This window comes from Streptomyces camelliae, from assembly GCF_027625935.1.
Lineage (GTDB): Bacteria > Actinomycetota > Actinomycetes > Streptomycetales > Streptomycetaceae > Streptomyces > Streptomyces camelliae.
This window is the reverse complement of sequence record NZ_CP115300.1, coordinates 4,555,263-4,581,423: the sequence shown is the minus strand read 5'-3', so window position 1 is coordinate 4,581,423 and position 26,161 is coordinate 4,555,263. Positions and strand designations below refer to the sequence as shown.

Sequence of the window (26,161 nt, the reverse complement as noted above, 5' to 3'; positions counted from 1 at the left end):
CGGAGGCGCCGGTGCGTGTGATCCTCAGGACCTTCAGCGAACTGTGCATCACCGTCGGCGCCCTGATCGTGCTCTTCGTCGCCTACATCCTGTTCTGGACCGGTGTGCGGGCCGACGGCGCCATGAACGACCAGATCGACCAACTGCACCGGCAGTGGTCGAAGGGGAGCGTGCAGCAGGCCGCCGACACGCCGGGCGTGACGACGAAGACGGTGACCGTGGGGGACCCGGCGCCGTACCACTACGGCAAGGCCTTCGCGATCATGTACATCCCGCGGTTCGGTTTCACGTGGAACAAGCCCGTCCTGGAGGGCACCGGCCGGGATGTGCTGGCCAAGGGGCTCGCCCACTACCAGGGCACGGCGCGGCTCGGTCAGGAGGGCAATTTCGCGGTGGCCGGCCACCGGCGCACCTACGGCGATCCGTTCCTGGACTTCCCGAAGCTGCGGCCGGGTGACGCGGTGGTCCTCACGGACGGGACGACCTGGTTCACGTATCGGATCGACAAAGGCCCCTACAAAACCGTGCCGACGGACGTCCACGTCATCGACCCTGTGCCGGGCACGTCCGGGTACGCGCGTCCGGGCCGGTATCTGACCCTGACCACGTGCGATCCCGAATGGGGGCACAGCCACCGGCTGATCGTCTGGGCGCACCTGGATTCCACCCAGCCTGTGGACACAGGCGAACCGGAGGCGCTGCGCCGTTAGTCTGGTGGCGTACGGCGTGTGTCTGGTGCCGTGGGGATACGGAAGGGACGGCAAGGAACAGCATGTACGGCTGGATCTGGCGGCATCTGCCGGGGAACGCGTGGGCGAAGGCGCTCATCTCGCTCGTACTGATTCTGGCCGTGATCTACGTCCTCTTCCAGTACGTCTTTCCGTGGGCCGAACCGCTGCTGCCCTTCAACGATGTGACGGTGGACAACCAGTGAGTGCGCGGATTCTCGTCGTCGACAACTACGACAGCTTCGTCTTCAACCTCGTGCAGTACCTGTATCAGCTGGGTGCCGAGTGCGAGGTACTGCGCAACGACGAGGTCTCGACCTCGCACGCCCAGGACGGTTTCGACGGCGTGCTGCTCTCGCCCGGCCCGGGAACGCCGGAGCAGGCGGGCGTGTGCGTGGAGATGGTGCGCCACTGCGCGGCCACCGGCGTCCCCGTCTTCGGCGTCTGCCTCGGTATGCAGTCGATGCAGGTGGCGTACGGCGGGGTGGTGGACCGGGCGCCCGAGCTGCTGCACGGCAAGACCTCGCTGGTCGAGCACGAGGGCAAGGGCGTCTTCGCGGGCCTGCCCTCGCCCTTCACGGCGACCCGCTACCACTCGCTGGCGGCCGAGCCGGCCACGGTTCCGGCCGAGCTGGAGGTGACCGCCCGGACGCACGACGGCATCATCATGGGCCTGCGCCACCGTGAACTCCCGGTCGAGGGCGTGCAGTTCCATCCCGAGTCGGTGCTGACCGAGCACGGGCACCGGATGCTGGCCAACTGGCTGGTGGAGTGCGGCGACGAGGGTGCCGTGGCGAGGTCGGCGGGGCTCGCCCCGGTGGTGGGCAGGGCCACGGCGTGACCGCGCTGCGCCCGGAGCGCGAGACCGATGCCTCGTACGGGGATCAGTCGTACGAGGCTTCCGGTGCGCTCGGGCAGGGGGACGTGGAGTCCGCCGCGTGGTCGTACGACGTGGAGTACGCGGAGTACGAGGAGTACGAGGAGCCGTATCGGCCACCCCTCGACGACAAGACGATGGCGCTGCGGGTCCCGGCCCCGTCCCCTGAGCCGCTGTCGGGCCCGGAGAGCGGGCCCGTACGCGGTTCTGAGGGCTCTTCAGCCCCCTCCGCCACCGGAGACGCGGCCGGCGGCCGTGCGGCCCGCAGAAAGGCCGCCAAGCGCCGTGGTGGCGGGCGGCACGGCGGGAGCCGGGAGACGATCGCGCCCGCCACGGCGCCGGAGTCCGGCCGGCCGCTGTCCCGGGTGGAGGCCCGGCGGCAGGCGCGGCTGCGCAGGCCCAGCCCGGCCACGGTCGCGAGCCGGGCGATCGGCGAGGTGTTCATCACCACCGGCGTGCTGATGCTGCTGTTCGTCACCTACCAGCTGTGGTGGACCAACGTCCGTGCGCACGCGCAGGCGGGCAGCGAGACGCACCAGCTCCAGGACGACTGGGCCAGCGGCAAGCGCAGTCCGGGTGTCTTCGCGCCGGGGCAGGGCTTCGCGATCCTGCACATACCCAAGCTGGACGTGGTGGCGCCGATCGCGGAGGGCGTCAGCAACGCCAAGGTGCTCGACAAAGGCATGGTCGGGCACTACGGCGAGGCCCCGCTGAAGACGGCGATGCCCGATGCCAAGACCGGCAACTTCGGGCTCGCGGCGCACCGCAACACCCATGGCGAACCGTTCCGGTACATCAACAAGCTGGTGCCCGGCGACGCGGTCGTGGTCGAGACGCAGGACACGTACTACGTGTACAAGGTGACGTCGACGCTCCCGGTGACCTCGCCGTCCAACACCAGCGTGCTGGACCCGATCCCGAAGGGCTCCGGTTTCACCCAGCCCGGCCGCTACATCACCCTGACCACCTGCACGCCGGAGTTCACCAGCAAGTACCGGTTGATCGTCTGGGGCAAGATGGTCCAGGAACGCCCGCGCAGCGAGGGCAAGCCGGACGCGCTCATCGAGTAGGGCTCATCACACAGGGGCAGAGGAAGACAGTGGCAGCGACCGCCGACGACACCGAAGAACACACGGACGCGTCCGAGCCGGCGCCGGTGGCGCGCCGCCGGCGCCCTGGCCGGATCGCGATGGCGATCAGTGTCTTCGGCGAAATCCTCATCACCGTGGGCCTGTTGCTCGCGCTCTTCGTCGTCTACTCCCTGTGGTGGACGAACGTGATAGCGGACCGCAAGGCGAACAAAGAGGCAGAAAAGGTCCGCCGGCACTGGGCGCAGGAGAAGGACCCCGGGCCGGGCGCGCTGGACACCAAGGACGGCATCGGCTTCCTGCACGTGCCCGCGATGAAGAACGGCGTGGTGCTGGTCGAGAAGGGCACGGGCACGGACGTCCTCAACGACGGCGTGGCCGGCTACTACACCGACCCGGTCAAGGCCGCGCTCCCCATGACCGGCAAGGACGGCAACTTCACCCTCGCCGCCCACCGCGACGGCCACGGCGCCAAGTTCCACAACATCGACAAGCTGAAGAACGGCGACCCGATCGTCTTCGAGACCCGGGACGACTGGTACGTCTACAAGGTCTACTCGATCCTCCCCGAGACCTCGAAGTACAACGTCAAGGTCATCTCCCAGATCCCGAAGGAGTCCGGCAAGACCAAGCCGGGCCACTACATCACCCTGACGACGTGCACCCCGGTGTACACCTCGGAGTACCGGTACGTGGTGTGGGGCGAGCTGGTCCGGGTGCAGAAGGTGGACAGCAAGCGGACGTTGCCGGCGGAGCTGCGCTGACAGATCTCCTTGCAGGGGGTCTGTCACTTAGCATGGCGAAGGCCCGAAGCCGCAACTTGCTCTTGCGGCTTCGGGCCTCTTCGGTGCGACTATCGCAGCGCCTTGAGGTGAGCCCCTGCGCTCCATGCCTCCAGTTCGTCGCGGTTCACGGTGATGACTCCGCTCAGGTCGGCGATTGCCTGAGCTTCGTTACTGAAGTTGCATGTGGCGACGAAGAGAGCGACGTCCACGCGATCGACGGCCCGTGCGGCGCCGGCGAACCTCTGCATGTCGGCGCTGGGGACGGATCGACGGCCAGCGTGATTCTTGCACTGGACGGCTACCGTACGCCCGTCAGAGGTGCGTGCCGTGATGTCGATGCCCCGGTCCCTGTGTGTCTGCCTCACAATGACGTCTGTGATCCGACGTGGCGGATCGGGGCATACGAACTCGGCTGACGGGGCAAGGGTGGCAGCAGCTTAGGCAGACATCCGCGGCTTTGCGTTGCTTGCCTGAGCCACCACTATCCCCAACTCCCATCCTGTGCCGCCATGGTCCGCGTCTGCTTGGCTCTGCCTGGGCCGATGGTGTACGGGATGAGAGCACCCCGCGCGCGTCACAAACGGACCCGCGGCCGGGAACGTGCTCCTTCCACCCCGGTGCCGAATGCCCAGAAGGGCTGAATCCAAGGGGTCAGCCCACGCTTTGCGGGCCACTGATAGGGACGGAAATCAGTTCGCCGGTCTGGTGACACGACGGCGACAGCGAGAGGGCCCTCGGATCCAGGTGATCCGAGGGCCCTTCCCGTGGTGCGGGGCATCAGCCGAAAGTGCCGCCGAAGACGTTCGTCCCGCCGTTGTTGCCGTTGCCGCCGCCGCCGAAGTCCTGGGTGGTCAGGACGATCTGGGTCGTGGCCGGGTCGCCCTGGGTGCCCGCGGGCGGGGTCTGGTTGAGGACCCGTGCCTTGTCGTCGGTCGGGCCGTTGACCTGGATCTGCGTGAAGCCGGCCTGCTGCAGGATCTGCTGGGCTTCCTTCAGGGTCTTGCCGAAGACGTTCGGCACCTGGCCCTGTGTCTGGCCGCCCTGGAACTTGCCGACGCTGATCACCACGTTGGTGTTCTTGACGACCTGCTCGTTCGCCCCCGGGTTGGTCCGCTGGACCTTGCCGTCCTGGGTCTGGTCGGTCACGGGCACGTCGTTGCAGGTCGGCGCCAGGCCCAGCTGGGTCAGCTCGGCCTTCGCGGCGTCGCAGGTCTGGCCCACGAGGTTGCCCGGGATGGTCACCTTCTCCTCCGCCTTGGCGACGGTGAGGGTGATCGTGGAGCCCTTCTGGACCTCCTGGCCCAGCTTCGGGTCCTGGTCCAGGACCGTGCCGGGCTGCTCCGAGGAGACCTCGTCCTTGCGGACCACGTTGAACTTGTACTGGTCGCCCTCCAGCAGCGACTTGGCGTCGTCGAAGCTCTTGCCGAGGACGCTGGGCACCGCCACCTTCGGCGCGCCGGTCGACACCACCAGCGTGATCGTGTCGTTCTTCTTCACCTGCGAGCCCGCCGCCGGGTCCTGGGAGCAGACCGAGCCCTTCGGCTGGTTGTCGCAGGGCTTGCGGGTGGGCGCGGCCAGTTTCAGGTCGGAGTTGACCGCCATCTTCTGGGCGTCGGCGTAGGTGTGGCCGACGAAGTTCGGGGCGTCGAAGGACTGGTTGGCGCTGTTTCCGCTGAACGCCCACTTGCCGATCAGGATCGCGCCGATCAGGACCAGCACACCGGCGACCACCAGGAGGATCGTGGAGGTGTGGGACTTCTTCGGCTGCTGGCGCCGACGGCCCGGGGAGTCGTCGTAGCCGTAGCTGCCGTCGTCCGGGTTCATCGGCGGGAGCATCGTGGTCGCCCCGGCGGGGCCGGCGTCCTGGCGCAGGGCCGTCGTCGGCTGGTCGTCGGGGTAGCCGCCGTAACCCACCGCGCCCAGCGCGGCCGTCGCCCCGACCGGCTGGCCGTCCAGGCAGGCCTCGATGTCGGCGCGCATCTCGTCGGCCGACTGGTAGCGGTAGTTCGGGTCCTTGACCAGCGCCTTCAGGACGATCGCGTCCATCTCGGGGGTGATCTCGGGGTCGAAGAGCGAGGGCGGCTGCGGCTCTTCCCGTACGTGCTGGTACGCCACGGCCACCGGGGAGTCGCCCACGAAGGGCGGCCGGACCGTGAGCAGCTCGTACAGCAGACAGCCGGTCGAGTACAGGTCGGAGCGTGCGTCGACCTGCTCGCCCTTCGCCTGCTCCGGCGAGAGGTACTGGGCCGTGCCGATGACCGCCGCCGTCTGCGTCATCGTCATGCCGGCGTCGCCCATGGCGCGGGCGATGCCGAAGTCCATCACCTTGACCTGGCCGTTGCGCGTCAGCATGACGTTCGCCGGCTTGATGTCGCGGTGCACGATGCCGCTGCGGTGGGCGTACTCCAGGCCCTGGAGGATGCCGATGGTCATCTCCATCGCGCGCTCGGGCAGGAGCTTGCGGCCGCTGTGAAGAAGTTCACGCAGGGTCGAACCGTCGACGTACTCCATCACGATGTACGGGATGGAGACCCCGTCGATGTAGTCCTCGCCCGTGTCGTAGACCGCGACGATCGCGGGATGGTTGAGCGAGGCGGCCGACTGGGCCTCCCGGCGGAACCGGGCCTGGAAGGACGGATCACGCGCGAGGTCCGCGCGCAGCGTCTTCACCGCCACGGTGCGGCCGAGCCGGGTGTCGTGCGCGAGGTAGACCTCCGCCATGCCACCACGACCGAGCACCTGGCCCAGTTCGTACCGGCCGCCGAGGCGACGCGGCTCTTCCATAGCTACCTACCAGCCCTCTCCGTCGGTCCCGGCCCCGCACCGTCGTGTGCGGCCGGAGGCTGCCGTCCGGGCCTACCGTACCCGGCTCGCTTTGTATGACCTGGCCAAGCCCGCAACCCGATACAGGACCGGTATCGCAACGTGCAACGATGTGAAGGTGACGTGACGGGCGTCACCTCCCGGGGTGGGCGAGGTCACTTCTTGGAGTTGATGACCGCCTGCATGACGCTCTTGGCGATCGGTGCGGCGAGACCGCCACCGGAGATGTCGTCGCGGTTGGCGCTCTCGTCCTCGACCACCACGGCCACGGCCACCGGCGAGCTGCCGTCGGGCAGCTTGGCGAAGGAGATGAACCACGCGTACGGGTTGGCGCTGTTCGCCACACCGTGCTGCGCGGTACCGGTCTTGCCGCCGACGGTGACGCCGTCGATCTTGGCGTTCGTGCCGGTGCCCTGCTCGACCACCGTCTTCATCATGTCCTGCAGGATCTGCGCGTTCTGCGAGGTCAGCGGGCGGCTCAGCTCCTCCGGCTGGGTCTGCGTGAGCGTGTCCAGGTTGGAGGACTGGAGCTTGTCCACCATGTACGGCTTCATCAGCTTGCCGTCGTTGGCGACCGCCGAGGCGACCATGGCCATCTGCAGCGGGGTCGCGGCGGTGTTGAACTGGCCGATGGAGGACAGTGCGGTCTGCGACTGGTTCATCTTGTCGGAGAACACCGAGGGGTAGGCGCGGACCGGCGTGTCCTGCGGGGAGTCGAAGCCGAACTTCTTCGCCTCCGCCAGCATCTTGGCGTTGCCGAGGTCGGAGCCGATCTTGCCGAAGACGCTGTTGCAGGAGTACTGGAGGGCGGCCCGCAGGGTGGCGTTCTTGCAGGGGATGTTGCCCTCGTTCTTCAGTGGGGTCGTGGTGCCCGGCATGATCCACGGCAGCGGCGAGTTCGTGGGCGTGTCGGCCGAGGTGTACAGCCCGTTCTCCAGCGCGGCCGCCGCCGTGACCACCTTGAAGGTGGAGCCCGGCGGGTAGGTCTCGCGCAGCGCCCGGTTCAGCATCGGGTCGGCCGGGTCGTTGGTCTTCTGGAGCTTGGTCCAGTTCTTGGAGTCCACGTCCGTGGAGTTGCCCGCGAAGGTCGACGGGTCGTACGACGGGTAGGAGGCCAGTGCCAGGATCTTGCCGGTGGACGGCTCCAGCGCGACGACCGCGCCCTTGCCGCCCTGCGCCTTCAGCCCGTCGAACGCCGCCTTCTGCGCGGCCTGGTTCAGCGTGGTGACGACGTTGCCGCCCTGCTTCTGCTTGCCCGTGATCATGTCCAGGGTGTTGCGGAAGAACAGCCGGTCGTCGGTGCCGCTGAGGATGCCGTCGTCGATGCTCTCCAGCTGGGTGCTGCCGAACGCCTGCGACGAGTAGCCGGTCACCGGGGCCCACATGGCCCCGTCCTTGTAGGTCCGCTTGTACTTGAAGTCGCCGTGCTTGGCCTCGACGGAGCCGGTTATCGGGTTGCCGTCGACGATGATGTCGCCGCGCGGGGTCGCGTACCGCTCGATGGCGACCCGGCGGTTGTCGGGGGCGGTGCGCAGCGAGTCGGCCTGGACGTACTGGAGCCAGTTGTCGCGGAGCAGCAGGGCCAGCACGAGGAGGCCGCAGAAGATCGCGATCCGGCGCAGGGGCTTGTTCATGACGGGCGGACCACCTGGGTCATCTCGGCGTCGGGGTTGGCGGCGGGGGCGGGCGCCGGGCGGCGGGCGGTGTCGCTGATCCGGATCAGGATGCCGATCAGCGCCCAGTTCGCGATCACGGACGAACCGCCGTACGCGAGGAACGGCATGGTCATACCGGTCAGCGGGATGAGACCCATCACACCGCCGGCCACGACGAAGACCTGGAGCGCGAAGCCACCGGACAGGCCGATGGCCAGGAGCTTGCCGAACGGGTCGCGGGCGGCGAGGGCGGTTCGGATGCCGCGCTCGGCGATCAGGCCGTAGATCAGCAGGATCGCCATGATGCCCGCGAGGCCCAGCTCCTCGCCGAAGGTGGCGAAGATGAAGTCGGAGTTGGCGGCGAACCGGATCAGCTCGGAGTGGCCCTGGCCCCAGCCGGTGCCCAGGGTGCCGCCGGAGCCGAACGCCCACAGGGCCTGCTGGAGCTGGTCGGAGTGGATGATGCCGTCGTGGGTGACCTGACGGCTCAGCTGGTACTCGTGGAACGGGTTGAGCCAGGCCTGCACGCGGGTCTGGATGTGCGACTCGAAGCTCGCCACGCCGACGGCGCCGACCGCGGACATCAGCAGACCGAAGACGATCCAGCTGGTCCGCTCGGTGGCGACGTACAGCATGATCACGAACATGCCGAAGAACAGCAGCGACGTACCGAGGTCGGTCTCGAAGACCAGGATCAGGATCGACATCGCCCAGACGACGAGGATCGGGCCGAGGTCACGGCCGCGCGGCAGGTACAGCCCCATGAAACGGCGGCTGGCGAGGGCCAGCGCGTCCCGCTTGACCATCAGATAGCCCGCGAAGAACACCGCCAGCACGATCTTGGCGAACTCACCGGGCTGGATGGTGAAGCTGCCGACGTGGATCCAGATCTTGGCGCCGTACACGTCGGCGCCCAGGCCCGGGACCAGCGGGAGCAGCAGCAGGACCAGCGCGACCACCATGGAGATGTAGGTGTAGCGCTGGAGCGTGCGGTGGTCCTTGAGGAAGATCAGCACCGCGACGAACAGCGCGATGCCCATCGCCGTGTACAGCAGCTGGTTGGTGGCCTTGCCGCCGCTGACGTGGAGCTGCTGGAGCAGCTTGGACTGGTCCAGGCGCCAGATGCAGACCAGGCCGAGCCCGTTGAGCAGGGTGGCCAGCGGCAGCAGCAGCGGGTCGGCGTACGGCGCGAACTTCCGTACGACGAGATGGGCGACGCCGGCCAGCAGGCCGAGGCCGAGGCCGTAGCTCAGCAGACCGGCGGGCACCTTGCCGTCGAGGGCCAGGCCCACGTTGGCGTAGGCGAACACCGGGATGGCCACGGCGAAGACCAGCAGGGCCAGCTCGGTGTTGCGGCGGCTCGGCGCGCCGATCGCGCCGATCGTGGACGTGTGATGCGTCGGCGGGTTAGTCGTACTGCTCATCGTGTGACAGGGCCTCTCGCGGCGGGGCTACTGCTTGCCGCACTGATCGACGACCTTCTGCTCATCCTCGGAGAGGCTCGGGCCGGGGTTGGGAGTGGCGGTCGCGGACGGGGACTTCGACGGGGTCTTCGTAGCGGACGCCGATCCGGATGGGTTCGGTGTCGGTGTCGCCTTGGACGTGAGGGCGGTGCGGGTGGTTCCCGTGGTCCCTCCGGTCTGCCCCGTCCTCGCCTTGCCCGGCGACGCGGCGGTCGTGCGCTCCGCCTGCTTCTTGCACGCCGAGGCCTGCACCGACAGCGCCTGGATCTTCGTCTCGGCCTGCTGCAGCCCGCCCGCCGCGATCGTGTTCCTGACCTGCTTCTGCTGGTACTGCGGCAGGTACTTGAGTTCGATCTCGGGGTGGTCCTTCTCCACCTTCGACAAGGACACCCAGGCCAGGTCCTGGCTGATGCCGCGGTACAGCGCCACGTGCTCGTCCTTGGCACCGACGTAGTACTGCGTCTGCGTCCAGCGGTAGCCGCCGTAGAGGCCGCCGCCGATGACGGCGAGCGCGAGGGCGCCGTACAGGGAGCCCTTCAGCCACTTGCGGCTCTTGCGCGGCTTGGTGAAGTCGTCGTCGGTGTAGTCGCCGAAACCGCCCGCCGGGATGTACCCGGTGGTGTCGCCGGAGCCGGGCGGGCCGAACTCGCCGCCGCCGTGCCCGTGTCCCTGCCGGCCCAGGTGCGAGGCGCGGCCGGCCGGGGTCTGCATGATGCCGTTGTCGTGCAGATGATGCTGGTTCTCGGCGACCGCGCCGACCACGACCGGCTGGTCGGACAGCTGGCCCGCCATGGTGTCGCCGGTGTCCAGGTCGAGCACGTCCGCGACGATGACCGTGATGTTGTCGGGACCGCCGCCGCGCAGCGCGAGCTGGATCAGCTCCTGCACGGTCTCCTGCGGGCCCTGGTAGCTGGCGAGGGTCTCCTCCATCGTCTGGTGGGAGACGACGCCGGACAGGCCGTCGGAGCAGATCAGATAGCGGTCGCCGGCCCGCACCTCGCGGATCGACAGGTCCGGTTCGACGTGCTCGCTGCTGCCGAGGGCGCGCATCAGCAGGGAGCGCTGCGGGTGGGTGGTGGCCTCTTCCTCGGTGATCCGGCCCTCGTCCACGAGCCGCTGCACCCAGGTGTGGTCCTGGGTGATCTGCGTGAGCACGCCGTCCCGCAGCAGGTAGGCGCGCGAGTCGCCGACGTGGACGAGCCCGAGCCGCTGACCGGTCCACAGCAGCGCGGTGAGCGTGGTCCCCATGCCTTCGAGCTGGGGGTCCTCCTCGACCATGGCGCGCAGCTGGTCGTTGGCGCGCTGCACGGCCGCGCCGAGCGAGGTGAGGATGTCGGAGCCGGGCACGTCGTCGTCGAGCGTGACCAGGGTGGAGATGACCTCGGAGGAGGCGACCTCGCCGGCCGCCTGGCCGCCCATGCCGTCGGCGATCGCGAGCAGCCGCGGACCGGCGTAACCGGAGTCCTCGTTGCCCTCGCGGATCATGCCCTTGTGCGATCCGGCGGCGAAGCGCAGTGACAGACTCATGCGCACCTCGCCCGTCGGCTCCGGGTACAGCCGGTCGTGTCGAGCCACACTGCCCACCCTCCGGTCGGGAGCGCGCCGGCGGCCGGGTGGCGGCCTGCCGCTGCGTGCTCGCTCCGCTCGCGCTCACTCATGACGTAGCACTACTTCCGCAGCTCGATGACGGTCTTGCCGATGCGGATCGGCGCGCCCAGCGGGATCGGCGTAGGGGTCGTCAGCCGGGACCGGTCCAGGTAGGTGCCGTTGGTGGAGCCCAGGTCCTCGACGATCCACTGGCCGTCGCGGTCCGGGTAGATCCTGGCATGGCGGCTGGAGGCGTAGTCGTCGTCCAGCACGATCGTGGAGTCGTGCGCCCGGCCCAGGGTGATCGTCTGGCCCTGCAGTGCGACGGTGGTGCCGGTCAGTGTGCCTTCCGTCACGACCAGCTTGGCGGGGGCGCCGCGCCCGCGCCGGCCGCCGCTCTGCTGTCCGGCCTGCCGGCCGCGCTGCGGTGGGGGCGCGGCGGCCTGCTGCCGGGGCGCCTGCTGCTGGCGGCCGGCCTCCCTACGCGATCCGCGCTGGGTGACGCGCGTACCGAACAGGTCGCTCCGGATGACCTGCACGGCCACGATCACGAACAGCCACAGTACGGCCAGGAAACCCAGCCGCATGACCGTGAGGGTCAGCTCTGACATTGCCCCCGCTTCACCCTTCGGCTTGCCTATAGATAACGGTGGTGCTGCCCACGACGATCCGCGAGCCGTCGCGGAGCGTAGCGCGGGTGGTGTGCTGCCCGTCCACCACGATGCCGTTCGTGGAGCCGAGATCCTGGATCGTCGAGGGCGTTCCGGTCCGGATCTCGCAGTGCCGGCGCGAGACGCCGGGGTCGTCGATCCGCACGTCGGCGTCGGTGCTGCGGCCCAGCACCAGGGTCGGGCGGGAGATCTGGTGGCGGTTGCCGTTGATCTCGATCCAGTAGCGGGTGCGCCCGCCGCTCGCGGGGGCGGCCGGGGGCCGCTGCCCGGCGGGCTGCGGGTAGCCGTAACCGCCGGGGCGCGCGCCGGGCGGCGGCGCGGACGGCATCGGGGGCGCGCCGGCGGGCATGGCGGGCGCACCGCCGAAGCCGCCGGGGCCACCGGGGCCGCCCTGTGGTGCCTGCTGGCTGCTGGAGGAGGCGAGGGTGCGGCTGCGCACCCGGTACAGACCGGTGTCGAGGTCGTCGGCCTTCTCCAGGTTGACCTTGATCGGTCCCATGAAGGTGTAACGCTGCTGCTTGGCGTAGTCGCGCACCATGCCGGCCAGCTCGTCGCCGAGCTGCCCGGAGTAGGGGCTGAGGCGCTCGTGGTCCGGCGCGCTCAGCTCCACGATGAAGTCGTTGGGTACGACGGTCCGGTCGCGGTTCCAGATCGTCGCGTTGTTGTCGCACTCACGCTGGAGCGCGCCGGCGATCTCCACGGGCTGGACCTCGGACTTGAAGACCTTCGCGAAGGTGCCGTTCACCAGGCCTTCGAGACGCTGCTCGAACTTCTTCAGGACTCCCATGGGGCACCTCCTCCGTCCCTGCCGTCTGCGTTGCCGTGCTCTGTACTGCTGCGGACTGCTCGCTCCGCTCACTGATCGTATCTACGCGCCCGGCGATCAGCCGGTTCCTGACATGGATCGTAGAGGCGGGCGAACTCCAGTGTCCCGCACCCGGCTGTGGGCCGGTCCCGTCTCCTGGGGAGATGCCTGTCACCGGTACGAGGTTGATACGTGAACCGGGTCTCGCTGATACGCGGGAGGCTCGTGGGAGGGATGGGGCGCGGGGTGCGGCTCGGACGGCGGCGGGTGGTGGGCGGCGGGGGGCAGGTAAGGGATGTGAACCCACCCCGTACGACGTGCTAATGTTCTGGGTGTCGGAAGGGGCCAGCCCGAAAGGGAAGGAACCGGAAGACACACCCAATGCGCGGGTGGCGGAATAGGCAGACGCGCTGGATTCAGGTTCCAGTGCCCGCAAGGGCGTGGGGGTTCAACTCCCCCCTCGCGCACAGAGGCTACGGGCCCATCGTGAAAACGGTGGGCCCGTAGTCGTATGTACGGCTGTCCTCTTTTATGTGCGTCGTGTGAGGAAGCTCTCTCCCAGGGGTGCTCGCCGTGGCGGGCCGAGTTGTACGGTCTGCACGAGTTGATGTTCGTGCGGACGGTTGTCCGACGCCGGGGTACACGGCGTACGGCGTTCGGTGTTCGGGGGAGGGCGGTCATGGTGACCGAGGCCGGTGGGGACACAGTGACTGATGTGACTGGTGTGGCCGGGGGCGGTCGGCGGCTGCCGCAGGTGCGGGGGTTCGCCGAGTGGCCGCGGCAGGGCTCGCCCAAGGAGGAGGGCAAGGCGCTGCGCGTCGCTGTGCCGCGTGCCGCGCACCGCACGCTCGACGTGGACGCCTCCCGCCCCGACGCGGTGAGCGCGGTCGCCGAGTCCAACGCCGGCCGGATCCCGGAGCTGACCCCCATCCGCGTCGGACGGATGGCGGCGACCCCGTTCGCCTTCCTGCGCGGCTCGGCCGGACTCATGGCCTACGACCTGGCCCGCACCCCGATGACCAGGATCGGCACCCAGATATGCGGAGACGCCCACGCGGCCAACTTCGGCCTGTACGGCGACGCCCGCGGTGACCTCGTCATCGACCTCAACGACTTCGACGAGACCGTGCGCGGCCCCTGGGAGTGGGATCTGAAGCGGCTCGCCGCCTCCCTGGTGCTCGCCGGGCGCGAGGCCGGCGCCGACGAGGACACCTGCCGGGCGGCGGCGCGGGACACGGTCGGCGCCTACCGGCGCACCATGCGACTCCTGGCCAGGCTGCCCGTGCTGGACGCGTGGAACGCCATCGCCGACGAGGAACTGGTCTCCCACACCGACGCCCACGATCTGCTCGGCACCCTGCAGCGGGTCTCGGAGAAGGCGCGGGCCAACACCAGCGGGCGCTTCGCGGCGAGGTCGACGGAGGTGGTCGAGGACGGCGGGCGCCGTTTCGTGGACGCGGCTCCCGTCCTGCGCCGGATCCCGGACGAGGAGGCCGCAGCGGTCGCCGCGTCCCTGGAGCCGTACGTCCACACTCTCGGCGAGGACCGGCACCCGCTGCTCGCCCGGCACGCCGTGCACGACGTGGCCTTCCGGGTGGTCGGCACCGGCAGCGTCGGCACCCGGTCCTACGTCGTCCTGCTCCTCGACCACCGCGAGCAGCCGCTGGTGCTCCAGGTGAAGGAGGCCCGCCCCTCCGCGCTCGTCCCGCACCTGGCCACGGCCGGTTTCGAGACGCCGGCGGTGGAGCACGAGGGGCGCCGGGTGGTCCTCGGCCAGAAGCACATGCAGGTCGTCAGCGACACCCTGCTCGGCTGGACGACCGTCGACGGGCGCCCCTTCCAGGTACGGCAGTTCCGCAACCGCAAGGGCAGCGTCGACCCCGCCGCCCTCGCCGCCGACCAGATCGACGACTACGGCCGCATGACCGGCGCCCTGCTGGCCCGCGCCCACTCCCACAGCGCCGACCCGCGGCTGATCGCCGGGTACTGCGGCAAGAACACGGAACTGGACGAGGCGATAGCCGCCTTCGCCGTCGCCTACGCCGACCGCACGGAGAAGGACCACGCCGAACTGGTGGCCGGGGTGCGGACGGGGAGGATCGCGGCCGAGCTGGGGGTGTGAGGCTGGGGGGTGAGGCTGGGGTGTGAGGGGGCTCGGGCGCCGCGTGCGCCGGGGCGTGGGGTTGTGTGGATGCGGGGCGTGGGGTTGTGCGGATGCGCGGCTCCGCCTCGACGAGGGTGCCTCTCTGCTCGGTGAGTGGGCGTGCGGCTGGACGACCCCCGGCCCTACGGCGAGCTGCCGCAGCCACACCCCCTACCCTGGTCGGATGACGACCCCGGAAGCCGATCAGTCACAGGCGCCGCGGCCCGAGGAACGGCTTGAGCAGGCCGTACGGGCCGCCGAGCAGGCGTTGATCGAGTACGAGATCGCCGTGGAGACCTTCCGCGTCGAGGTCGAGAACTTCTCCCGCCTGCACGAACAGCGACTCGGCCCGCTCTACGCCCGCATCGAGGAGCTGGACGCCGAGATCGCCGAGGCGAAGGCCGCCCGCACCGGCGACCCGGAGGACATCCGCCGCGCCGCGGAGGCCCGCGCCCAGGTGCTGCCGATTCCCGGCGTGGAGGAACTGCTGCACGGCTGGATGGACGGCCACGGCCTGTTCCCGGAGGCCGCCGCCATGCTCACCGACCAGGCCGTACGGCCCCCGGAGCGGGTGCGCCCCAGTGAGGAGGCCCGCAAGCTCTACCGCGAGCTGGCCCGCAAGGCCCACCCCGACCTCGCGCAGGAGGAAGAGGAGCAGCAGCGGCGTGAGGAGTTCCTCACTCGCGTCAACGCCGCCTACGCCCGCGGCGACGAGGCCCTGCTCAGGGAACTCGCCGAGGAGTGGGCGGCGGGCCCGGTGCCGCCGGAGCGGCGGCCGAGCGCCGCCGAGGAGCTCTACGCCCGCCTGGAGTGGCTCGCCCAGCGCAAGGAACTGCTCACCCTCGTCGCCCGTGAGCTGGAGGAAGGCGCGATCGCCGGCATGCTCCGGCTCGCCCCGGACGACCCCGACGGGCTGCTTGAGGAGATCGCCGGCCGGCTGCGCGCCGACATCGCCCAGCGGGAGGCCGAACTGGCCGGCCTGCTGGGGCAGGGCTGAGCCGCCCGCGGTCGGGACCTCGGTCGAGGCCGGGGCCTTCGGGTAGCGTCGGGGACATGAACTTCGGAGCTGGTGTGCCCACGGTCGAGGTCACGGACCTCAAGGACGGCGACTTCCTGCTGGACGTCCGCGAGGACGACGAGTGGCAGGAGGGCCACGCCGAGCGGGCGCTGCACATCCCCATGAGCGACTTCGTGGCCCGCTTCGGCGAGCTGACCGAGGCGGCCCCGCAGGACGGCCGCGTCCACGTCATCTGCCGCTCCGGCGGCCGCTCGGCCCAGGTCACCGCGTATCTGGTCCAGCAGGGCATCGACGCGGTGAACGTCGCGGGCGGCATGCAGCTCTGGGAGGCCGCGGGCCGCCCGGTGATCACGGACGAGGGCAAGCCCGGCCAGGTCGTGTAGCTTCCCCCTGCTGTCTCCCCCTTCTGCTCGGGGCGTGCGGTCAGCCCAGCGGGTGGGCCGCCAGCAGATCCCCCAGCCGCTCCTCGTACGCCGCCGCCGGGCCGAGCGCCAGCTCCAGGTGCTTGGCCCAGGCGTGGTACCGGTGCAGCGGATAGTCGGTGTCGGCGCCGAACCCGCCGTGCAGATGCTGTGCCGTCTGCACCACCCGGCGCACGCCCTCGGCCGCCCAGATCTTCGCCACCGCCACGTCCCCGGCGGCGGGCAGCGCCCCCTGCGCCCCCGAGGAGATCCGCCAGGCGGCCTGCCAGAGGGTGGCCTCCATGGCGCGCAGATCGATGTACCGGTCCGCTGCCTGTACGGCCACCGCCTGGAAGGTCGCGATCGGATACCCGAACTGCTCCCGCTTGCCGGTGTATTCGGCGGTCATCCGCAGCACCCGCTCGCCCAGCCCGAGCGCCAGCGCACAGGTGCCGGTGGCGAGCAGCGCGTGCAGCCACTCCCAGGCGCCGTCGGCCTCGATGACCTCGCCCGCGTCCACCCGGACCGACGCCAGCCGCAGCTCGGCCAGCCGCTCCCCGCTGGTGGACACCTGCTCGGCGAGGACCACCCCGTCCCGCTCGCGCGGCACCAGCGCCAGCACGGTCGTCCCTTCGCCCTGCGCCGGTACGACGACCAGATCCGCGTCGTACGCCCACGGCACCGCCGTCTGCACCCCGTCCAGCACCCACGCCGACCCGTCCCGCCGTGCGCCGACGGCCAGTTCGGCCGGGTCGTGGCCGGTGCGGCCGCTCGCCGCCACGGTCAGCACCAGCTCGCCCCGCCCGGCCTCGGCCAGCACCCGCTCGGCCAACTCCGGCCCGCCGTAGGCCTGTACGGCCGCGGCGGCCGCGGTGTGCTCCAGCAGCGGCACCCGGGCGAGCACCTTCGCGGACTCGCGCAGCACCAGGCACAGCGCGATCGCGTCCAGGCCTGAGCCGCCGTGCGCCTCGTCGAGCAGCAGACTCAGCAGGTCCGCCTCGGCGAGCCGGGCCCACAGCTCCCGGTCGAAGCCCTCGGCCACGGCGCCGGTGGTGAGCGCCGGGCTGGGCACCGCGTCCGCCACGACGCCCGCGAACACCCCGCGCGCCGCCTCGTCCGCCGCCCGCTGCTCCTCGGTGAAGGTGAAGTCCACGGCCTGTCCCTCCGACGGTGCGGTATCTGACGGAGCGTCAAGATAGAACAGGTTCTAGGAGAAGGGAACGGGGAAGGGAACGGGGGCTGGTGTTCTTCTGTCGTGCAGCTCCTCTCGTGCAGTTTCTCTCGTGCAGCACTTCAGCGGTCGAAGTCCAGTTCCACCTGTTCCGTCAGCGGATGCGACTGGCAGGCCAGGACATAGCCGGCCTCCGTCTCCTCCGTCTCCAGGGCGAAGTTGCGGTCCATGCGGACCTCGCCGGAGACCAGGAAGGCACGGCAGGTGCCGCAGACTCCGCCTTTGCAGGCGTAGGGGGCGTCCGGGCGGTTGCGCAGGACCGTCTCCAGCAGGGTCTCCCCGTCGCGCACCGGCCAGCTGCCCCCGCGGCCGTCGAGACGGGCGGTGACCGTGCTGTGCGCCGGGGCCTGGGCCGGGGCGGGCGGGGGCGAGCCGGCGTCCACGTGGAAGATCTCCTGGTGGATGCGGGAGCGGTCCACGTCGAGCTTGCGCAGCGCCTGCTCCGCGCCCTGCACCAGTCCGTACGGCCCGCACAGGAACCACCCCGCGACCTGGTCGACCGGCAGCAGCGCGGGCAGCAGTCCGGTCAGACGGTCCCGGTCGAGCCGGCCGGACGGCAGGCCCGCCTGCTGCTCCTCCCGGGAGAGGACGGTCACCAGCTGGAAGCGCTCCGGGTAGCGGTCCTTCAGGTCGGCGACCTCCTCCAGGAACATCGTCGAGGCCGCCGTACGGTCACCGCGTATCAGGCAGAACCGGGCCGCCGGCTCGCGGGCCAGCAGCGTGGAGACGATGGACAGCACCGGGGTGATGCCGCTGCCGCCGACGATCGCCGCGTACAGCCCCGGCGCCGGGTCCAGGGTGAAGCGGCCGGCCGGGGTCATCACGTCCAGCTCGTCGCCGACGTTGATCTCCTTCAGTGCGTAGGCCGAGAAGGCGCCGCCCTCCACCATCCGCACGCCGACCCGCAGGGTGTCCGGACCCGCGCCGGCCGGGTCGGGGGCGGGGGAGCAGATCGAGTACGTGCGCCGGACCTCCGTGCCGTCGACGCACCGGCGCAGCGCGAGGTGCTGGCCGGGTGCGTGCCGGTACTCCTCGTGCAGTGCGGGCGGGACGATGAAGGTGAGGGCGACGGCGTCGTCGGTGATCCGGTCGACCGCGGCCACCTGGAGCGGGTGGAAGCGTGCCATCACAACTCCTTGAAGTGGTCGAACGGTTCACGGCAGGACAGACAGCGGCGCAGCGCCTTGCAGGCGGTGGAGGAGAACCTGCTCAGCAGCTCCGTCTCGGCGGAGCCGCAGTGCGGGCAGCGGACCGGGTCCGGATCCTCGGCGCGCTCCGCCGCGACCGTGCGGGTCGGGCCGAGGGCGAGCGGCACCGGGCCGGAGCCGGCGCGCACTCGCGGGGGAGCTATGCCGAACTCCCGGAGTTTGCGGCGGCCTTCGGGGGTGATGTCGTCGGTGGACCAGGCGGGTGCGAGGACCGTGCGGACCGTGACCTCGCGCATGCCGTGGGCGCGCAGGATCCGCTCGATGTCGAGGGTCATCGCCTCGATGGCGGGGCAGCCGGTGTAGGTGGGGGTCAGGTCGACCTCGACCGTGTCGCCGTCCTCGACGTGCACCGCGCGCAGGACGCCCAGCTCCCGCAGGGTGAGCACGGGCAGTTCGGGGTCGGGCACCGAGCCGGCCAGCTCCAGCAGTTCCGCTTCCAGGGCGGTGGCGGTCACCATGTCGCCCCCGGGTGGCTGCGGTGCAGATGCTGCATCTCGGCGAGCATCCGCCCGAACGGCTCGGTGTGCAGGCCCTGCCGGCCGGCGCCCGCCGACCAGGCGCCGGTGCGCGGTCCTTCGGGGAGGGGGAGCGTGGCCCGGCCGAGGACGTCGGTGACGGACTGGAGCCACCGGGCCTCCAGCTCCGGCCAGTCGACGGTGTCCAGGCCTTCCACCGGCTGGAACATCTCGCCGGTGAACCGCCACAGCGCGTCGCACGCCCGCCGCATCCGCTCGTGGCTCGTCTCCGTGCCGTCGCCCAGTCTGAGGGTCCACTGCTCCGCGTGGTCTCGGTGGTAGGCCACCTCCTTCACGGCCTTCGCGGCGAGGGGGGCGAACGCTCCGTCCCCGGCGGCGAGTTCGGCGTAGAGCAGGTGTTGGTAGGTGGAGAAGTACAGCTGGCGGGCGATGGTGTGCGCGAAGTCGCCACCCGGCTGTTCCACCAGCTGGAGGTTGCGGAAGGACCGCTCCTCGCGCAGGTAGGCCAGTTCGTCCTCGTCGCCGGCCAGTGACAGCAGCACCCGGGCCTGGCCGAGGAGGTCGAGGGCGATGTTGGCGAGGGCGACCTCCTCCTCCAGTACGGGGGCGTGGCCGGCCCACTCCCCCAGCCGGTGGGAGAGCACCAGGGCGTCGTCGCCGAGGGCGAGCGCGGCGGTCACCGCGACGGTGGCGGGGGTGGCGGTCACAGGTGCTTCACCCCTTCCGGGATCTCGTAGAAGGTCGGGTGGCGGTAGGGCTTGTCGGCGGCCGGTTCGAAGAACGGGTCCTTCTCGTCCGGCGAGGACGCGGTGATCGCGGCGGCCGGGACGACCCAGATGGAGACGCCTTCGCCGCGCCGGGTGTACAGGTCGCGGGCGTTGCGCAGGGCCAGCTCGGCGTCCGGGGCGTGCAGGCTGCCGGCGTGGGTGTGGGAGAGGCCGCGCCGGGAGCGCACGAAGACCTCCCACAGGGGCCAGTCGGTGGTGCTCATGCTCGCTCCGCTTCTGTCTCGTGGCCGGTCTCGCCGGTGGTGTCGGCATGTCCGGTGCTGTGCTTGGCCGCGTAGGCCGCCGCCGCTTCCCGTACCCAGGCGCCCTCGTCGTGGGCGCGTCTGCGCTGGGTGATCCGCTGCTCGTTGCACGGGCCGTTGCCCTTGAGGACGTCCCAGAACTCCGTCCAGTCGATCGGGCCGAAGTCGTAGTGCCCCCGCTCCTCGTTCCACCGCAGGTCAGGGTCGGGGAGGGCGAGGCTCAGGGATTCGGCCTGGGGGACGCAGATGTCGACGAAGCGCTGGCGCAGCTCGTCGTTGGAGTGGCGCTTGATCTTCCACTCCATGGACTGTGCGGAGTGCTGGGACTCGTCGTCGGGCGGGCCAAACATCATCAAGGAGGGCCACCACCAGCGGTTCACCGCGTCCTGCGCCATCGCGTGCTGTTCCGCGGTGCCCTTGCTGAGGGCCAGCAGCAGTTCGTAGCCCTGGCGCTGGTGGAAGGACTCCTCCTTGCAGATCCGCACCATGGCGCGCGCGTACGGGCCGTAGGAGCAGCGGCACAGCGGGACCTGGTTGGTGATCGCGGCGCCGTCCACCAGCCAGCCGATCGCGCCGACATCGGCCCAGGTCAGGGTCGGGTAGTTGAAGATGGAGGAGTACTTCTGGCGGCCGCTGTGCAGCTTGTCGAGCAGCTCCTCGCGGCTGGTGCCGAGGGTCTCGGCCGCGCTGTACAGGTACAGCCCGTGGCCGGCCTCGTCCTGGACCTTGGCCATCAGGATGGCCTTGCGGCGCAGGCTGGGGGCGCGGGTGATCCAGTTGGCCTCCGGCTGCATGCCGATGATCTCGGAGTGCGCGTGCTGGGCGATCTGCCGGACCAGGGTCGCGCGGTAGGCGTCGGGCATCCAGTCGCGTGGTTCGATGCGCTCGTCGGCGGCCACGGCCGCGTCGAAGGCGCGCTGGTAGGCCGTCGTGTCGACGGTGTCCGGCGTGCCGTCCGCCTCCGTGCGGGCCGTGCGCTGCGCGGCGGCTGCTGTGGCCATTGCGGTCCCCCTGACCTCGGGCTCTGCGGTGGGCTCTGTCCCGACCGATCGTTCGGTCCGTGCGACATCAATGGTGTGCCGGGCCGATGTGGGTGTCAACCGCTGTGGAAAACTCGGGCGCCGGCCTGTGGACAACCCCGGCGGAGGCCGGTACGGCCGGGTACGGCCGGATTCCGGTGCCCTGCGGCGTGGTGAGGACCACGAGGTCGGCCCGTACCCGGGGCTGCGCCCGGTGGCCGGCTCTGAGTACCGTTCCGTGCGGACGCCGCACAGTGGCGTGGGTGAATCGTGTGGCGCTGGGCAAGGGTGCCGCCGCACCGAGCCGGCCGCCGTGCCGGCCACGGAACCGAACGACGGAACCGAGACGACCGAGCCGAGACGGGGGACGGGACGGACATGGACGCGTACGACGAGGACCCGGGGGCCCGGTCGGGCCCCGGCGGGCCGGCCGGGGCGCGTCTCCCGGACGAACCTTCGGCCCACGACGCCGGCGACCGGGAAGGGAACGACCGGGGTGACGGTCGCGGTGCGTCGGCCCGGACGGCCCCGGACGCCTCCCCCCGGCCGGGCATGGCTGCCGGGCCTGAGGATCCCGACCGGACAGGCATGGCTGCCGGACCTGAGGACCCCGACCGGCCGGGCACGGCCGGTCGGCCTGACGTCCCCGCGTCGCCGCCCGCCGAGCCCCGTACCGGTGTGGCCGCCCTCTCCCCCCGCTACCAGGTCGGCGCGGCGCTGGCGCTCGCCGTGGTCGGGGTGGCCGCCTGTGTGCATCTGCTGATGGTGTTCCTCAGCCTCGCCCCGGCGAACACGGTGACGAAGCAGCACGGCAAGGCGGTCGAGGAGTGGGTGTACCCGGAGTTCGAGCAGAACTGGAAGCTGTTCGCCCCGAACCCGCTGCAGCAGAACATCGCCGTCCAGGTGCGCGCCGAGGCGCGGACGAAGGACGGAGAGCTGCGCACCACCGGGTGGATCGATCTGTCCGCCCAGGACGGCGCCGCCATCGACGGCAACCTGGCGCCCAGCCACACGCAGCAGAACGAGCTGCGCCGGGCCTGGGACTTCTTCACTGCCACGCACGGCGTCGACAACCGGCCCGTGGGCATGCGGGGCTCCCTGTCCGAGCAGTACCTGCGCCGGATCGTGGTGATGCGGCTGTACCGGAACGATCCGCCGGACAAGCTGGGCGTCATACAGCGGGTGCAGGTCCGCTCCAGCACGACCAATGTGCAGCCGCCGAAGTGGAGCCCTGAGCGCGTGTCCGACCAGCCTGTCTACCGCCTGCTGCCCTGGTGGACCGTGACCGCCGACGAGGCCGCCGGGGGTGTGCGGTGAACCGTCTCTCCCTGACTCTCTCGCGTGGGATCGCCCGGGTCACCGGGTCCGCGCTCGGGCCGTACCAGAGCGCCGTGATCCGCATCGGGTTCGCCGGGACCTGGCTGCTGTTCCTGCTGCGCGAGTTCCCGCACCGGCAGGAGCTGTACGGCCCCACCGGGCCGTGGGGCTGGAACCTCGCCAGGGAGCTGACCGCCGACAATCACGCCTTCACGGCCCTGCTCTGGTCCGACACGCAGCTCTGGTTCGAGTGCTTCTATCTGCTGGCGCTCCTCGCCAGCGCCGCGCTGCTGCTCGGCTGGCGGACCCGGACGGCGTCCGTGCTGTTCATGGTGGGCGTGCTGTCGCTGCAGAACCGCAGTGTCTTCGTCGGCGACGGCGGCGACAACGTCCTGCACCTGATGTCCTTCTATCTCGTGTTCACGCGCTGCGGTCAGGTGTGGTCGCTGGACGCGCGGCGGGCGGAGCGGGCAGAGGCGGCACGCGCGCGTGGGGAGCGGGTTCCCGCCGACCTGGTCGGACCGGTCCTGTGGGCGGTGCTGGGCCTGGCGCTCGTGCTCGCGACGGTCACCGGCCGGTTCGACAACGGCTGGCTGATCCCCGCGCTGCTGTGGACGGCCCTGGTGGGACTCGCCCTGTGGTGGGCCGTGGATCGCTGGGCGAAGGCGCGGGACCCGAAGATCCTGCTGGACGTCGTCGCCAACATCCTGCACAACGGTGCCCTGGTCGTGATCATGGCGGAGGCGTGCCTGATCTACGCGACAGCGGGCTGGTACAAGATCCAGGGCTCGCGCTGGCAGGACGGCACGGCCGTCTACTACCCGCTCCACCTGGACTACTTCTCGCCGTGGCCCGGTCTCGCCGATCTCATGTCCTCCAGCGGCACGATCATGATGGTCGTGGCCTACGGGACGGTCATGGTGCAGGTCGCCTTTCCGTTCACCCTGTTCAACCGGCGGGTCAAGAACGTCCTGCTGGTGCTGCTGATGATCGAGCACTCGGTGATCGCGGTCGTCCTCGGTCTGCCGTTCTTCTCGCTGGCGATGATCACCGCGGACGCGGTCTTCCTGCCGACGTCCTTCCTGCGCCGGCTGGGCGCGCTGGCGGCACGCGCGCGTGTGCGGGTCGTGCGGCGCGGGGTGCGTACGGTGCCCGCACCGCGCTCAGCGGAGGAGGACGAGCACGTCGCCAAGGGCCGGGTGGAGGCCGTGTAGGGGCGTCGGGGCCGTGTAGGGGGCCGTGGGGGCCGCGTAGGGTTCATCGCATGACCGACCCGCTGACCCGCTGGCGCGAGCACGCCGGCAGTGCTGTGCTGCTCGACGGCTTCCATGCCCTGAAGCATGCGCTGCGCTTCGGGGCCGAGGTACCGGTGGCGGTCACCACCGACCGGGCGGCCGCGCTCGCGCTGGCCGGAGAGCTGGCCGGGGACGTGCGGGACGCGCTGGACGCGCTGCTCATCGAGGTGCCCGCGCAGACGTACGCCTCGCTCGTGCCGCGGCCCCACCCGACCGGGGTGGCCGCGCTCGCCGTACGGCCGTCCCGCGAGGCCAATCTGCGCACGCTCGCCCGTACCCCGCGCACCGCGCCCGTCGTGGTCCTGGACAACCCCCGCAACCTCGGCAACGCCGGTGCCGTGATCCGGCTGGCCGCCGGTTTCGGGGCGACCGGGGTGGTCACCACGGGCACGCTCGACCCGTGGCACCCCACCGTGGTGCGCGGCGGCGCCGGGCTGCACTTCGCGACCGCCGTGGAGCGCCTCGGCGTCGACGAGCTGCCCCCGGGGCCGGTGTTCGCGCTGGATCCAGAGGGTGACGACATCCGGGGCGTGAAGCTGCCGGACGACGCCGTCCTCGCCTTCGGTTCCGAGCGCAGCGGACTGTCCGTCGCACTGCGCGCGCGTGCCGACCATCTGCTGTCCCTGCCGATGCGCCCCCAGGTCTCCAGCTACAACCTGGCCACCAGCGTGGCGATGACGCTGTACCACTGGAGCGTCACCGGGGGCGCATCCACGGACTCCCGGGCTTCTTCCTAGGCCTCCCGGCGCACCTCGACGACCCGGAACCGGCTGGCCACGAACGCGCCGTCGGTGAGGGCCGCGTTCGCCGCCGGGTTGCCGCCCGAGCCGTGGAAGTCGGAGAAGGCGGCGGTCTGGTTGACGTACACCCCGCCGGTCAGGTTGAGGGACAGCTGGGCCGCCTCCTCCAGGCAGGCCTCCTCGACGGCCCGCTCGACCTCGGGGTCGGTGGTGTAGGCGCCGACCGTCATCGCGCCCTTCTCGCGGACCGTACGGCGCAGCAGCTCCACGGCGTCGGCGGCCGAGTCGACCGCGACGGCGAAGGAGACGGGGCCGAAGCACTCGCTCATGTAGGCGGCCTGGTCGTCGGCCCCCTCCCAGTATTTCCGCGCGCCGTCCAGCTTGACGATGACGGGGGTGCGCACGACCGCGTCCGGGAAGTCGGGGTTGGTGATCTCCCGGGAGGCGAGGGCCACTTCGCCGAGGCCGGCCGCGGCTTCCAGGCGGGCCTTGACGTCCGGGTTGACGATCGCGCCCAGCAGGGCGTTCGCGCGCGCGTCGTCGCCGAGGAGGCCGTCGACCGCGCGGGCGAGGTCGGCGGTGAACTCGTCGAAGGTCTTGGAGCCCGCGTCGGTGCGGATGCCGTCGCGGGGGACGAGCAGGTTCTGCGGGGTGGTGCACATCTGGCCGCTGTACAGCGACAGCGAGAACGCCAGGTTGGCCAGCATGCCCTTGTAGTCGTCCGTGGAGTGCACGAGCACCGTGTTGACGCCGGCCTTCTCCGTGTAGACCTGCGCCTGGCGGGCGTTGGCCTCCAGCCAGTCGCCGAAGGACGTCGAGCCGGTGTAGTCGATGATCCGGATCTCGGGGCGGGTGGCCAGGGTCTTGGCGATGCCCTCGCCGGGGCGCTCGGCGGCCAGCGCCACCAGGTTCGGGTCGAAGCCGGCTCCGGCCAGCACGTCCCGGGCGACCTGGACGGTGAGAGCGAGCGGCAGCACCGCGCGCGGGTGGGGCTTGACCAGGACCGCGTTGCCGGTGGCGAGGGAGGCGAACAGACCCGGGAAGCCGTTCCAGGTCGGGAAGGTGTTGCAGCCGATGAGCAGGGCGATGCCGCGCGGGACCGGCGTGAACCGCTTGGTGAGGGCCAGCGGGTCCTTCTTGCCCTGGGGCTTGGTCCACTCGGCCGCGTCCGGTGTGCGGACCTGCTCCGCGTACGCGTAGGCCACCGCCTCCAGGCCGCGGTCCTGGGCGTGCGGGCCGCCCGCCTGGAACGCCATCATGAAGGCCTGGCCGCTGGTGTGCATGACGGCGTGCGCGAACTCGTGCGTCCGGTCGCTGATCCGCTTGAGGATCTCCAGACAGACCACCGCGCGCGTCTCCGGGCCGGCGTCCCGCCAGGCGCGCTGACCGGCCTTCAACGCGGGCAGCAGCACGTCCGCGTCCGCGTGCGGGTACGTAACGCCCAGCTCGATGCCGTACGGCGAGACCTCGCCGCCCGTCCAGTCGTCCGTGCCGGGCTGGCCGAGGTCCAGGCGGGTGTTCAGCACGGCGTCGAACGCGGCCTTGCCGGCCGCCGCGTCCAGGCTGCCGTTCTCGCCGTAGGCCTTCGGGTGCTCGGGGTGCGGGGACCAGTACGCGCGCGTACGGATCGCTTCCAGCGCCTGGTCCAGAGTGGGCCGGTGCTTCGCGATCAGATCGGGCACGGACAGTTCGGCGGCCATGCGGGACCAACTCCTCGTCTGGGGAACTCTTCGTCGAGTTCACGGCCTGGCAGAAAGAGCAGCGGGATGAGACGGTCAGAGCTAGAGTAACCGAACGATCG

Annotated in this window: 25 protein-coding genes and 1 tRNA gene; 12 read left to right on the top strand and 14 right to left on the bottom strand. The window is 70.7% G+C overall.

Translation table 11 applies throughout. The features are described from left to right. The first annotated feature begins 11 nt into the window (after positions 1–11). From O1G22_RS20835 to O1G22_RS20815, 5 genes are all read left to right on the top strand, one after another. A complete protein-coding gene (locus O1G22_RS20835) occupies positions 12–710 on the top strand; it encodes a class E sortase (protein ID WP_270082725.1) in 699 nt (232 codons plus the stop codon). Between the two features lie 62 nt (positions 711–772). Continuing rightward, positions 773–934 (top strand): hypothetical protein, encoded by a 162-nt coding sequence (locus O1G22_RS20830; protein WP_225100338.1) that lies wholly within the window; start codon positions 773–775, stop codon positions 932–934. Beyond that, positions 931–1,569: an aminodeoxychorismate/anthranilate synthase component II gene (locus tag O1G22_RS20825; protein ID WP_270082724.1), complete on the top strand. Its 639-nt coding sequence runs from the start codon at positions 931–933 to the stop codon at positions 1,567–1,569. Before O1G22_RS20830 ends, O1G22_RS20825 begins: the two co-directional genes overlap by 4 nt. Then, positions 1,566–2,675, top strand: a complete 1,110-nt coding sequence (locus O1G22_RS20820) for a class E sortase (protein ID WP_270082723.1) — start codon at positions 1,566–1,568, stop codon at positions 2,673–2,675. The genes O1G22_RS20825 and O1G22_RS20820 overlap by 4 nt, the downstream gene beginning before the upstream one ends. 29 nt (positions 2,676–2,704) lie before the next feature. Beyond that, on the top strand, positions 2,705–3,457 hold the full coding sequence (locus O1G22_RS20815) for a class E sortase (RefSeq protein ID WP_270082722.1): 753 nt from the start codon (positions 2,705–2,707) through the stop codon (positions 3,455–3,457). A gap of 89 nt (positions 3,458–3,546) precedes the next feature. Here the strand turns inward: O1G22_RS20815 and O1G22_RS20810 are convergent, their stop codons facing one another. From O1G22_RS20810 to O1G22_RS20780, 7 genes are all read right to left on the bottom strand, one after another. Continuing rightward, a complete protein-coding gene (locus O1G22_RS20810; protein ID WP_270082721.1) occupies positions 3,547–3,843 on the bottom strand; it encodes a restriction endonuclease in 297 nt (98 codons plus the stop codon). A 412-nt stretch (positions 3,844–4,255) separates the two neighbouring features. Next, complete coding sequence (gene pknB, locus O1G22_RS20805; protein ID WP_270082720.1) at positions 4,256–6,262, bottom strand: Stk1 family PASTA domain-containing Ser/Thr kinase; 2,007 nt, start codon at positions 6,260–6,262, stop codon at positions 4,256–4,258. A 194-nt stretch (positions 6,263–6,456) separates the two neighbouring features. Beyond that, complete coding sequence (locus O1G22_RS20800) at positions 6,457–7,935, bottom strand: peptidoglycan D,D-transpeptidase FtsI family protein (protein WP_270082719.1); 1,479 nt, start codon at positions 7,933–7,935, stop codon at positions 6,457–6,459. Continuing rightward, complete coding sequence (locus tag O1G22_RS20795; protein WP_270082718.1) at positions 7,932–9,380, bottom strand: FtsW/RodA/SpoVE family cell cycle protein; 1,449 nt, start codon at positions 9,378–9,380, stop codon at positions 7,932–7,934. Before O1G22_RS20795 ends, O1G22_RS20800 begins: the two co-directional genes overlap by 4 nt. 27 nt (positions 9,381–9,407) lie before the next feature. After that, the gene (locus O1G22_RS20790) at positions 9,408–10,946 is read right to left on the bottom strand and encodes a Stp1/IreP family PP2C-type Ser/Thr phosphatase (RefSeq protein WP_270086481.1); all 1,539 of its coding nucleotides are present in this window, start codon (positions 10,944–10,946) and stop codon (positions 9,408–9,410) included. Between the two features lie 140 nt (positions 10,947–11,086). Continuing rightward, entirely contained in the window at positions 11,087–11,617 is a 531-nt protein-coding gene (locus O1G22_RS20785) for an FHA domain-containing protein FhaB/FipA (protein WP_225100331.1), read from the bottom strand. A 10-nt stretch (positions 11,618–11,627) separates the two neighbouring features. Continuing rightward, positions 11,628–12,464 (bottom strand): FHA domain-containing protein, encoded by an 837-nt coding sequence (locus tag O1G22_RS20780; protein ID WP_225100330.1) that lies wholly within the window; start codon positions 12,462–12,464, stop codon positions 11,628–11,630. Positions 12,465–12,865: 401 nt separating this feature from the next. Between O1G22_RS20780 and O1G22_RS20775 the strand changes: the two genes are divergently transcribed. From O1G22_RS20775 to O1G22_RS20760, 4 genes are all read left to right on the top strand, one after another. Next, positions 12,866–12,949: transfer RNA gene (locus O1G22_RS20775), tRNA-Leu, on the top strand. A gap of 212 nt (positions 12,950–13,161) precedes the next feature. After that, positions 13,162–14,604, top strand: coding sequence for a DUF2252 domain-containing protein (locus O1G22_RS20770; RefSeq protein WP_270082717.1), 1,443 nt, complete (start codon positions 13,162–13,164; stop codon positions 14,602–14,604). Between the two features lie 205 nt (positions 14,605–14,809). Further along, on the top strand, positions 14,810–15,622 hold the full coding sequence (locus O1G22_RS20765; RefSeq protein WP_270082716.1) for a hypothetical protein: 813 nt from the start codon (positions 14,810–14,812) through the stop codon (positions 15,620–15,622). Between the two features lie 74 nt (positions 15,623–15,696). Further along, positions 15,697–16,026, top strand: coding sequence for a rhodanese-like domain-containing protein (locus O1G22_RS20760; RefSeq protein ID WP_225100391.1), 330 nt, complete (start codon positions 15,697–15,699; stop codon positions 16,024–16,026). 40 nt (positions 16,027–16,066) lie between these two features. Here the strand turns inward: O1G22_RS20760 and O1G22_RS20755 are convergent, their stop codons facing one another. The 6 genes from O1G22_RS20755 to paaA all read right to left on the bottom strand — a co-directional run bounded on the left by O1G22_RS20755 (position 16,067) and on the right by paaA (position 20,990). Continuing rightward, positions 16,067–17,197 carry an acyl-CoA dehydrogenase family protein gene (locus O1G22_RS20755; RefSeq protein WP_270082715.1) on the bottom strand — a complete coding sequence of 377 codons (1,131 nt, stop codon included), beginning with the start codon at positions 17,195–17,197 and terminating at the stop codon, positions 16,067–16,069. A 140-nt stretch (positions 17,198–17,337) separates the two neighbouring features. Then, positions 17,338–18,402 (bottom strand): 2Fe-2S iron-sulfur cluster-binding protein, encoded by a 1,065-nt coding sequence (locus O1G22_RS20750; protein ID WP_270082714.1) that lies wholly within the window; start codon positions 18,400–18,402, stop codon positions 17,338–17,340. Next, positions 18,402–18,941 (bottom strand): 1,2-phenylacetyl-CoA epoxidase subunit PaaD, encoded by a 540-nt coding sequence (gene paaD / locus O1G22_RS20745; protein ID WP_270082713.1) that lies wholly within the window; start codon positions 18,939–18,941, stop codon positions 18,402–18,404. Before paaD ends, O1G22_RS20750 begins: the two co-directional genes overlap by 1 nt. Then, positions 18,935–19,666: a 1,2-phenylacetyl-CoA epoxidase subunit PaaC gene (gene paaC, locus O1G22_RS20740; protein WP_270082712.1), complete on the bottom strand. Its 732-nt coding sequence runs from the start codon at positions 19,664–19,666 to the stop codon at positions 18,935–18,937. The genes paaD and paaC overlap by 7 nt, the downstream gene beginning before the upstream one ends. Then, entirely contained in the window at positions 19,663–19,950 is a 288-nt protein-coding gene (gene paaB / locus O1G22_RS20735) for a 1,2-phenylacetyl-CoA epoxidase subunit PaaB (RefSeq protein ID WP_014673816.1), read from the bottom strand. The genes paaC and paaB overlap by 4 nt, the downstream gene beginning before the upstream one ends. Beyond that, complete coding sequence (gene paaA / locus O1G22_RS20730) at positions 19,947–20,990, bottom strand: 1,2-phenylacetyl-CoA epoxidase subunit PaaA (protein WP_270082711.1); 1,044 nt, start codon at positions 20,988–20,990, stop codon at positions 19,947–19,949. The genes paaB and paaA overlap by 4 nt, the downstream gene beginning before the upstream one ends. Positions 20,991–21,386: 396 nt before the next feature. Between paaA and O1G22_RS20725 the strand changes: the two genes are divergently transcribed. The 3 genes from O1G22_RS20725 to O1G22_RS20715 are packed head-to-tail and all read left to right on the top strand — an operon-like array spanning position 21,387 to position 24,357. Then, complete coding sequence (locus tag O1G22_RS20725) at positions 21,387–22,325, top strand: DUF5819 family protein (RefSeq protein WP_270082710.1); 939 nt, start codon at positions 21,387–21,389, stop codon at positions 22,323–22,325. Next, positions 22,322–23,539, top strand: a complete 1,218-nt coding sequence (locus tag O1G22_RS20720; RefSeq protein WP_270082709.1) for an HTTM domain-containing protein — start codon at positions 22,322–22,324, stop codon at positions 23,537–23,539. Before O1G22_RS20725 ends, O1G22_RS20720 begins: the two co-directional genes overlap by 4 nt. A gap of 50 nt (positions 23,540–23,589) precedes the next feature. After that, positions 23,590–24,357 (top strand): TrmH family RNA methyltransferase, encoded by a 768-nt coding sequence (locus O1G22_RS20715; RefSeq protein WP_270082708.1) that lies wholly within the window; start codon positions 23,590–23,592, stop codon positions 24,355–24,357. On the opposite strand, the gene paaN is transcribed toward O1G22_RS20715, so the two are convergent. Continuing rightward, positions 24,354–26,060: a phenylacetic acid degradation protein PaaN gene (gene paaN / locus O1G22_RS20710; protein ID WP_270082707.1), complete on the bottom strand. Its 1,707-nt coding sequence runs from the start codon at positions 26,058–26,060 to the stop codon at positions 24,354–24,356. The genes O1G22_RS20715 and paaN overlap by 4 nt on opposite strands. Between the last annotated feature and the right edge of the window lie 101 nt (positions 26,061–26,161).

What these genes read in the sequence shown, in the direction of transcription:
- O1G22_RS20830 (WP_225100338.1), top strand. Translation starts at nt 773, where the DNA reads ATGTACGGCTGGATCTGGCGGCATCTGCCGGGGAACGCGTGGGCGAAG.
- pknB (WP_270082720.1), bottom strand. Translation starts at nt 6,262, where the DNA reads ATGGAAGAGCCGCGTCGCCTCGGCGGCCGGTACGAACTGGGCCAGGTG.
- O1G22_RS20800 (WP_270082719.1), bottom strand. Translation starts at nt 7,935, where the DNA reads ATGAACAAGCCCCTGCGCCGGATCGCGATCTTCTGCGGCCTCCTCGTG.
- O1G22_RS20795 (WP_270082718.1), bottom strand. Translation starts at nt 9,380, where the DNA reads ATGAGCAGTACGACTAACCCGCCGACGCATCACACGTCCACGATCGGC.
- O1G22_RS20790 (WP_270086481.1), bottom strand. Translation starts at nt 10,946, where the DNA reads ATGAGTCTGTCACTGCGCTTCGCCGCCGGATCGCACAAGGGCATGATC.
- O1G22_RS20785 (WP_225100331.1), bottom strand. Translation starts at nt 11,617, where the DNA reads ATGTCAGAGCTGACCCTCACGGTCATGCGGCTGGGTTTCCTGGCCGTA.
- O1G22_RS20780 (WP_225100330.1), bottom strand. Translation starts at nt 12,464, where the DNA reads ATGGGAGTCCTGAAGAAGTTCGAGCAGCGTCTCGAAGGCCTGGTGAAC.
- O1G22_RS20770 (WP_270082717.1), top strand. Translation starts at nt 13,162, where the DNA reads ATGGTGACCGAGGCCGGTGGGGACACAGTGACTGATGTGACTGGTGTG.
- O1G22_RS20765 (WP_270082716.1), top strand. Translation starts at nt 14,810, where the DNA reads ATGACGACCCCGGAAGCCGATCAGTCACAGGCGCCGCGGCCCGAGGAA.
- O1G22_RS20750 (WP_270082714.1), bottom strand. Translation starts at nt 18,402, where the DNA reads ATGGCACGCTTCCACCCGCTCCAGGTGGCCGCGGTCGACCGGATCACC.
- paaD (WP_270082713.1), bottom strand. Translation starts at nt 18,941, where the DNA reads ATGGTGACCGCCACCGCCCTGGAAGCGGAACTGCTGGAGCTGGCCGGC.
- paaB (WP_014673816.1), bottom strand. Translation starts at nt 19,950, where the DNA reads ATGAGCACCACCGACTGGCCCCTGTGGGAGGTCTTCGTGCGCTCCCGG.
- paaA (WP_270082711.1), bottom strand. Translation starts at nt 20,990, where the DNA reads ATGGCCACAGCAGCCGCCGCGCAGCGCACGGCCCGCACGGAGGCGGAC.
- O1G22_RS20725 (WP_270082710.1), top strand. Translation starts at nt 21,387, where the DNA reads ATGGACGCGTACGACGAGGACCCGGGGGCCCGGTCGGGCCCCGGCGGG.
- O1G22_RS20715 (WP_270082708.1), top strand. Translation starts at nt 23,590, where the DNA reads ATGACCGACCCGCTGACCCGCTGGCGCGAGCACGCCGGCAGTGCTGTG.
- paaN (WP_270082707.1), bottom strand. Translation starts at nt 26,060, where the DNA reads ATGGCCGCCGAACTGTCCGTGCCCGATCTGATCGCGAAGCACCGGCCC.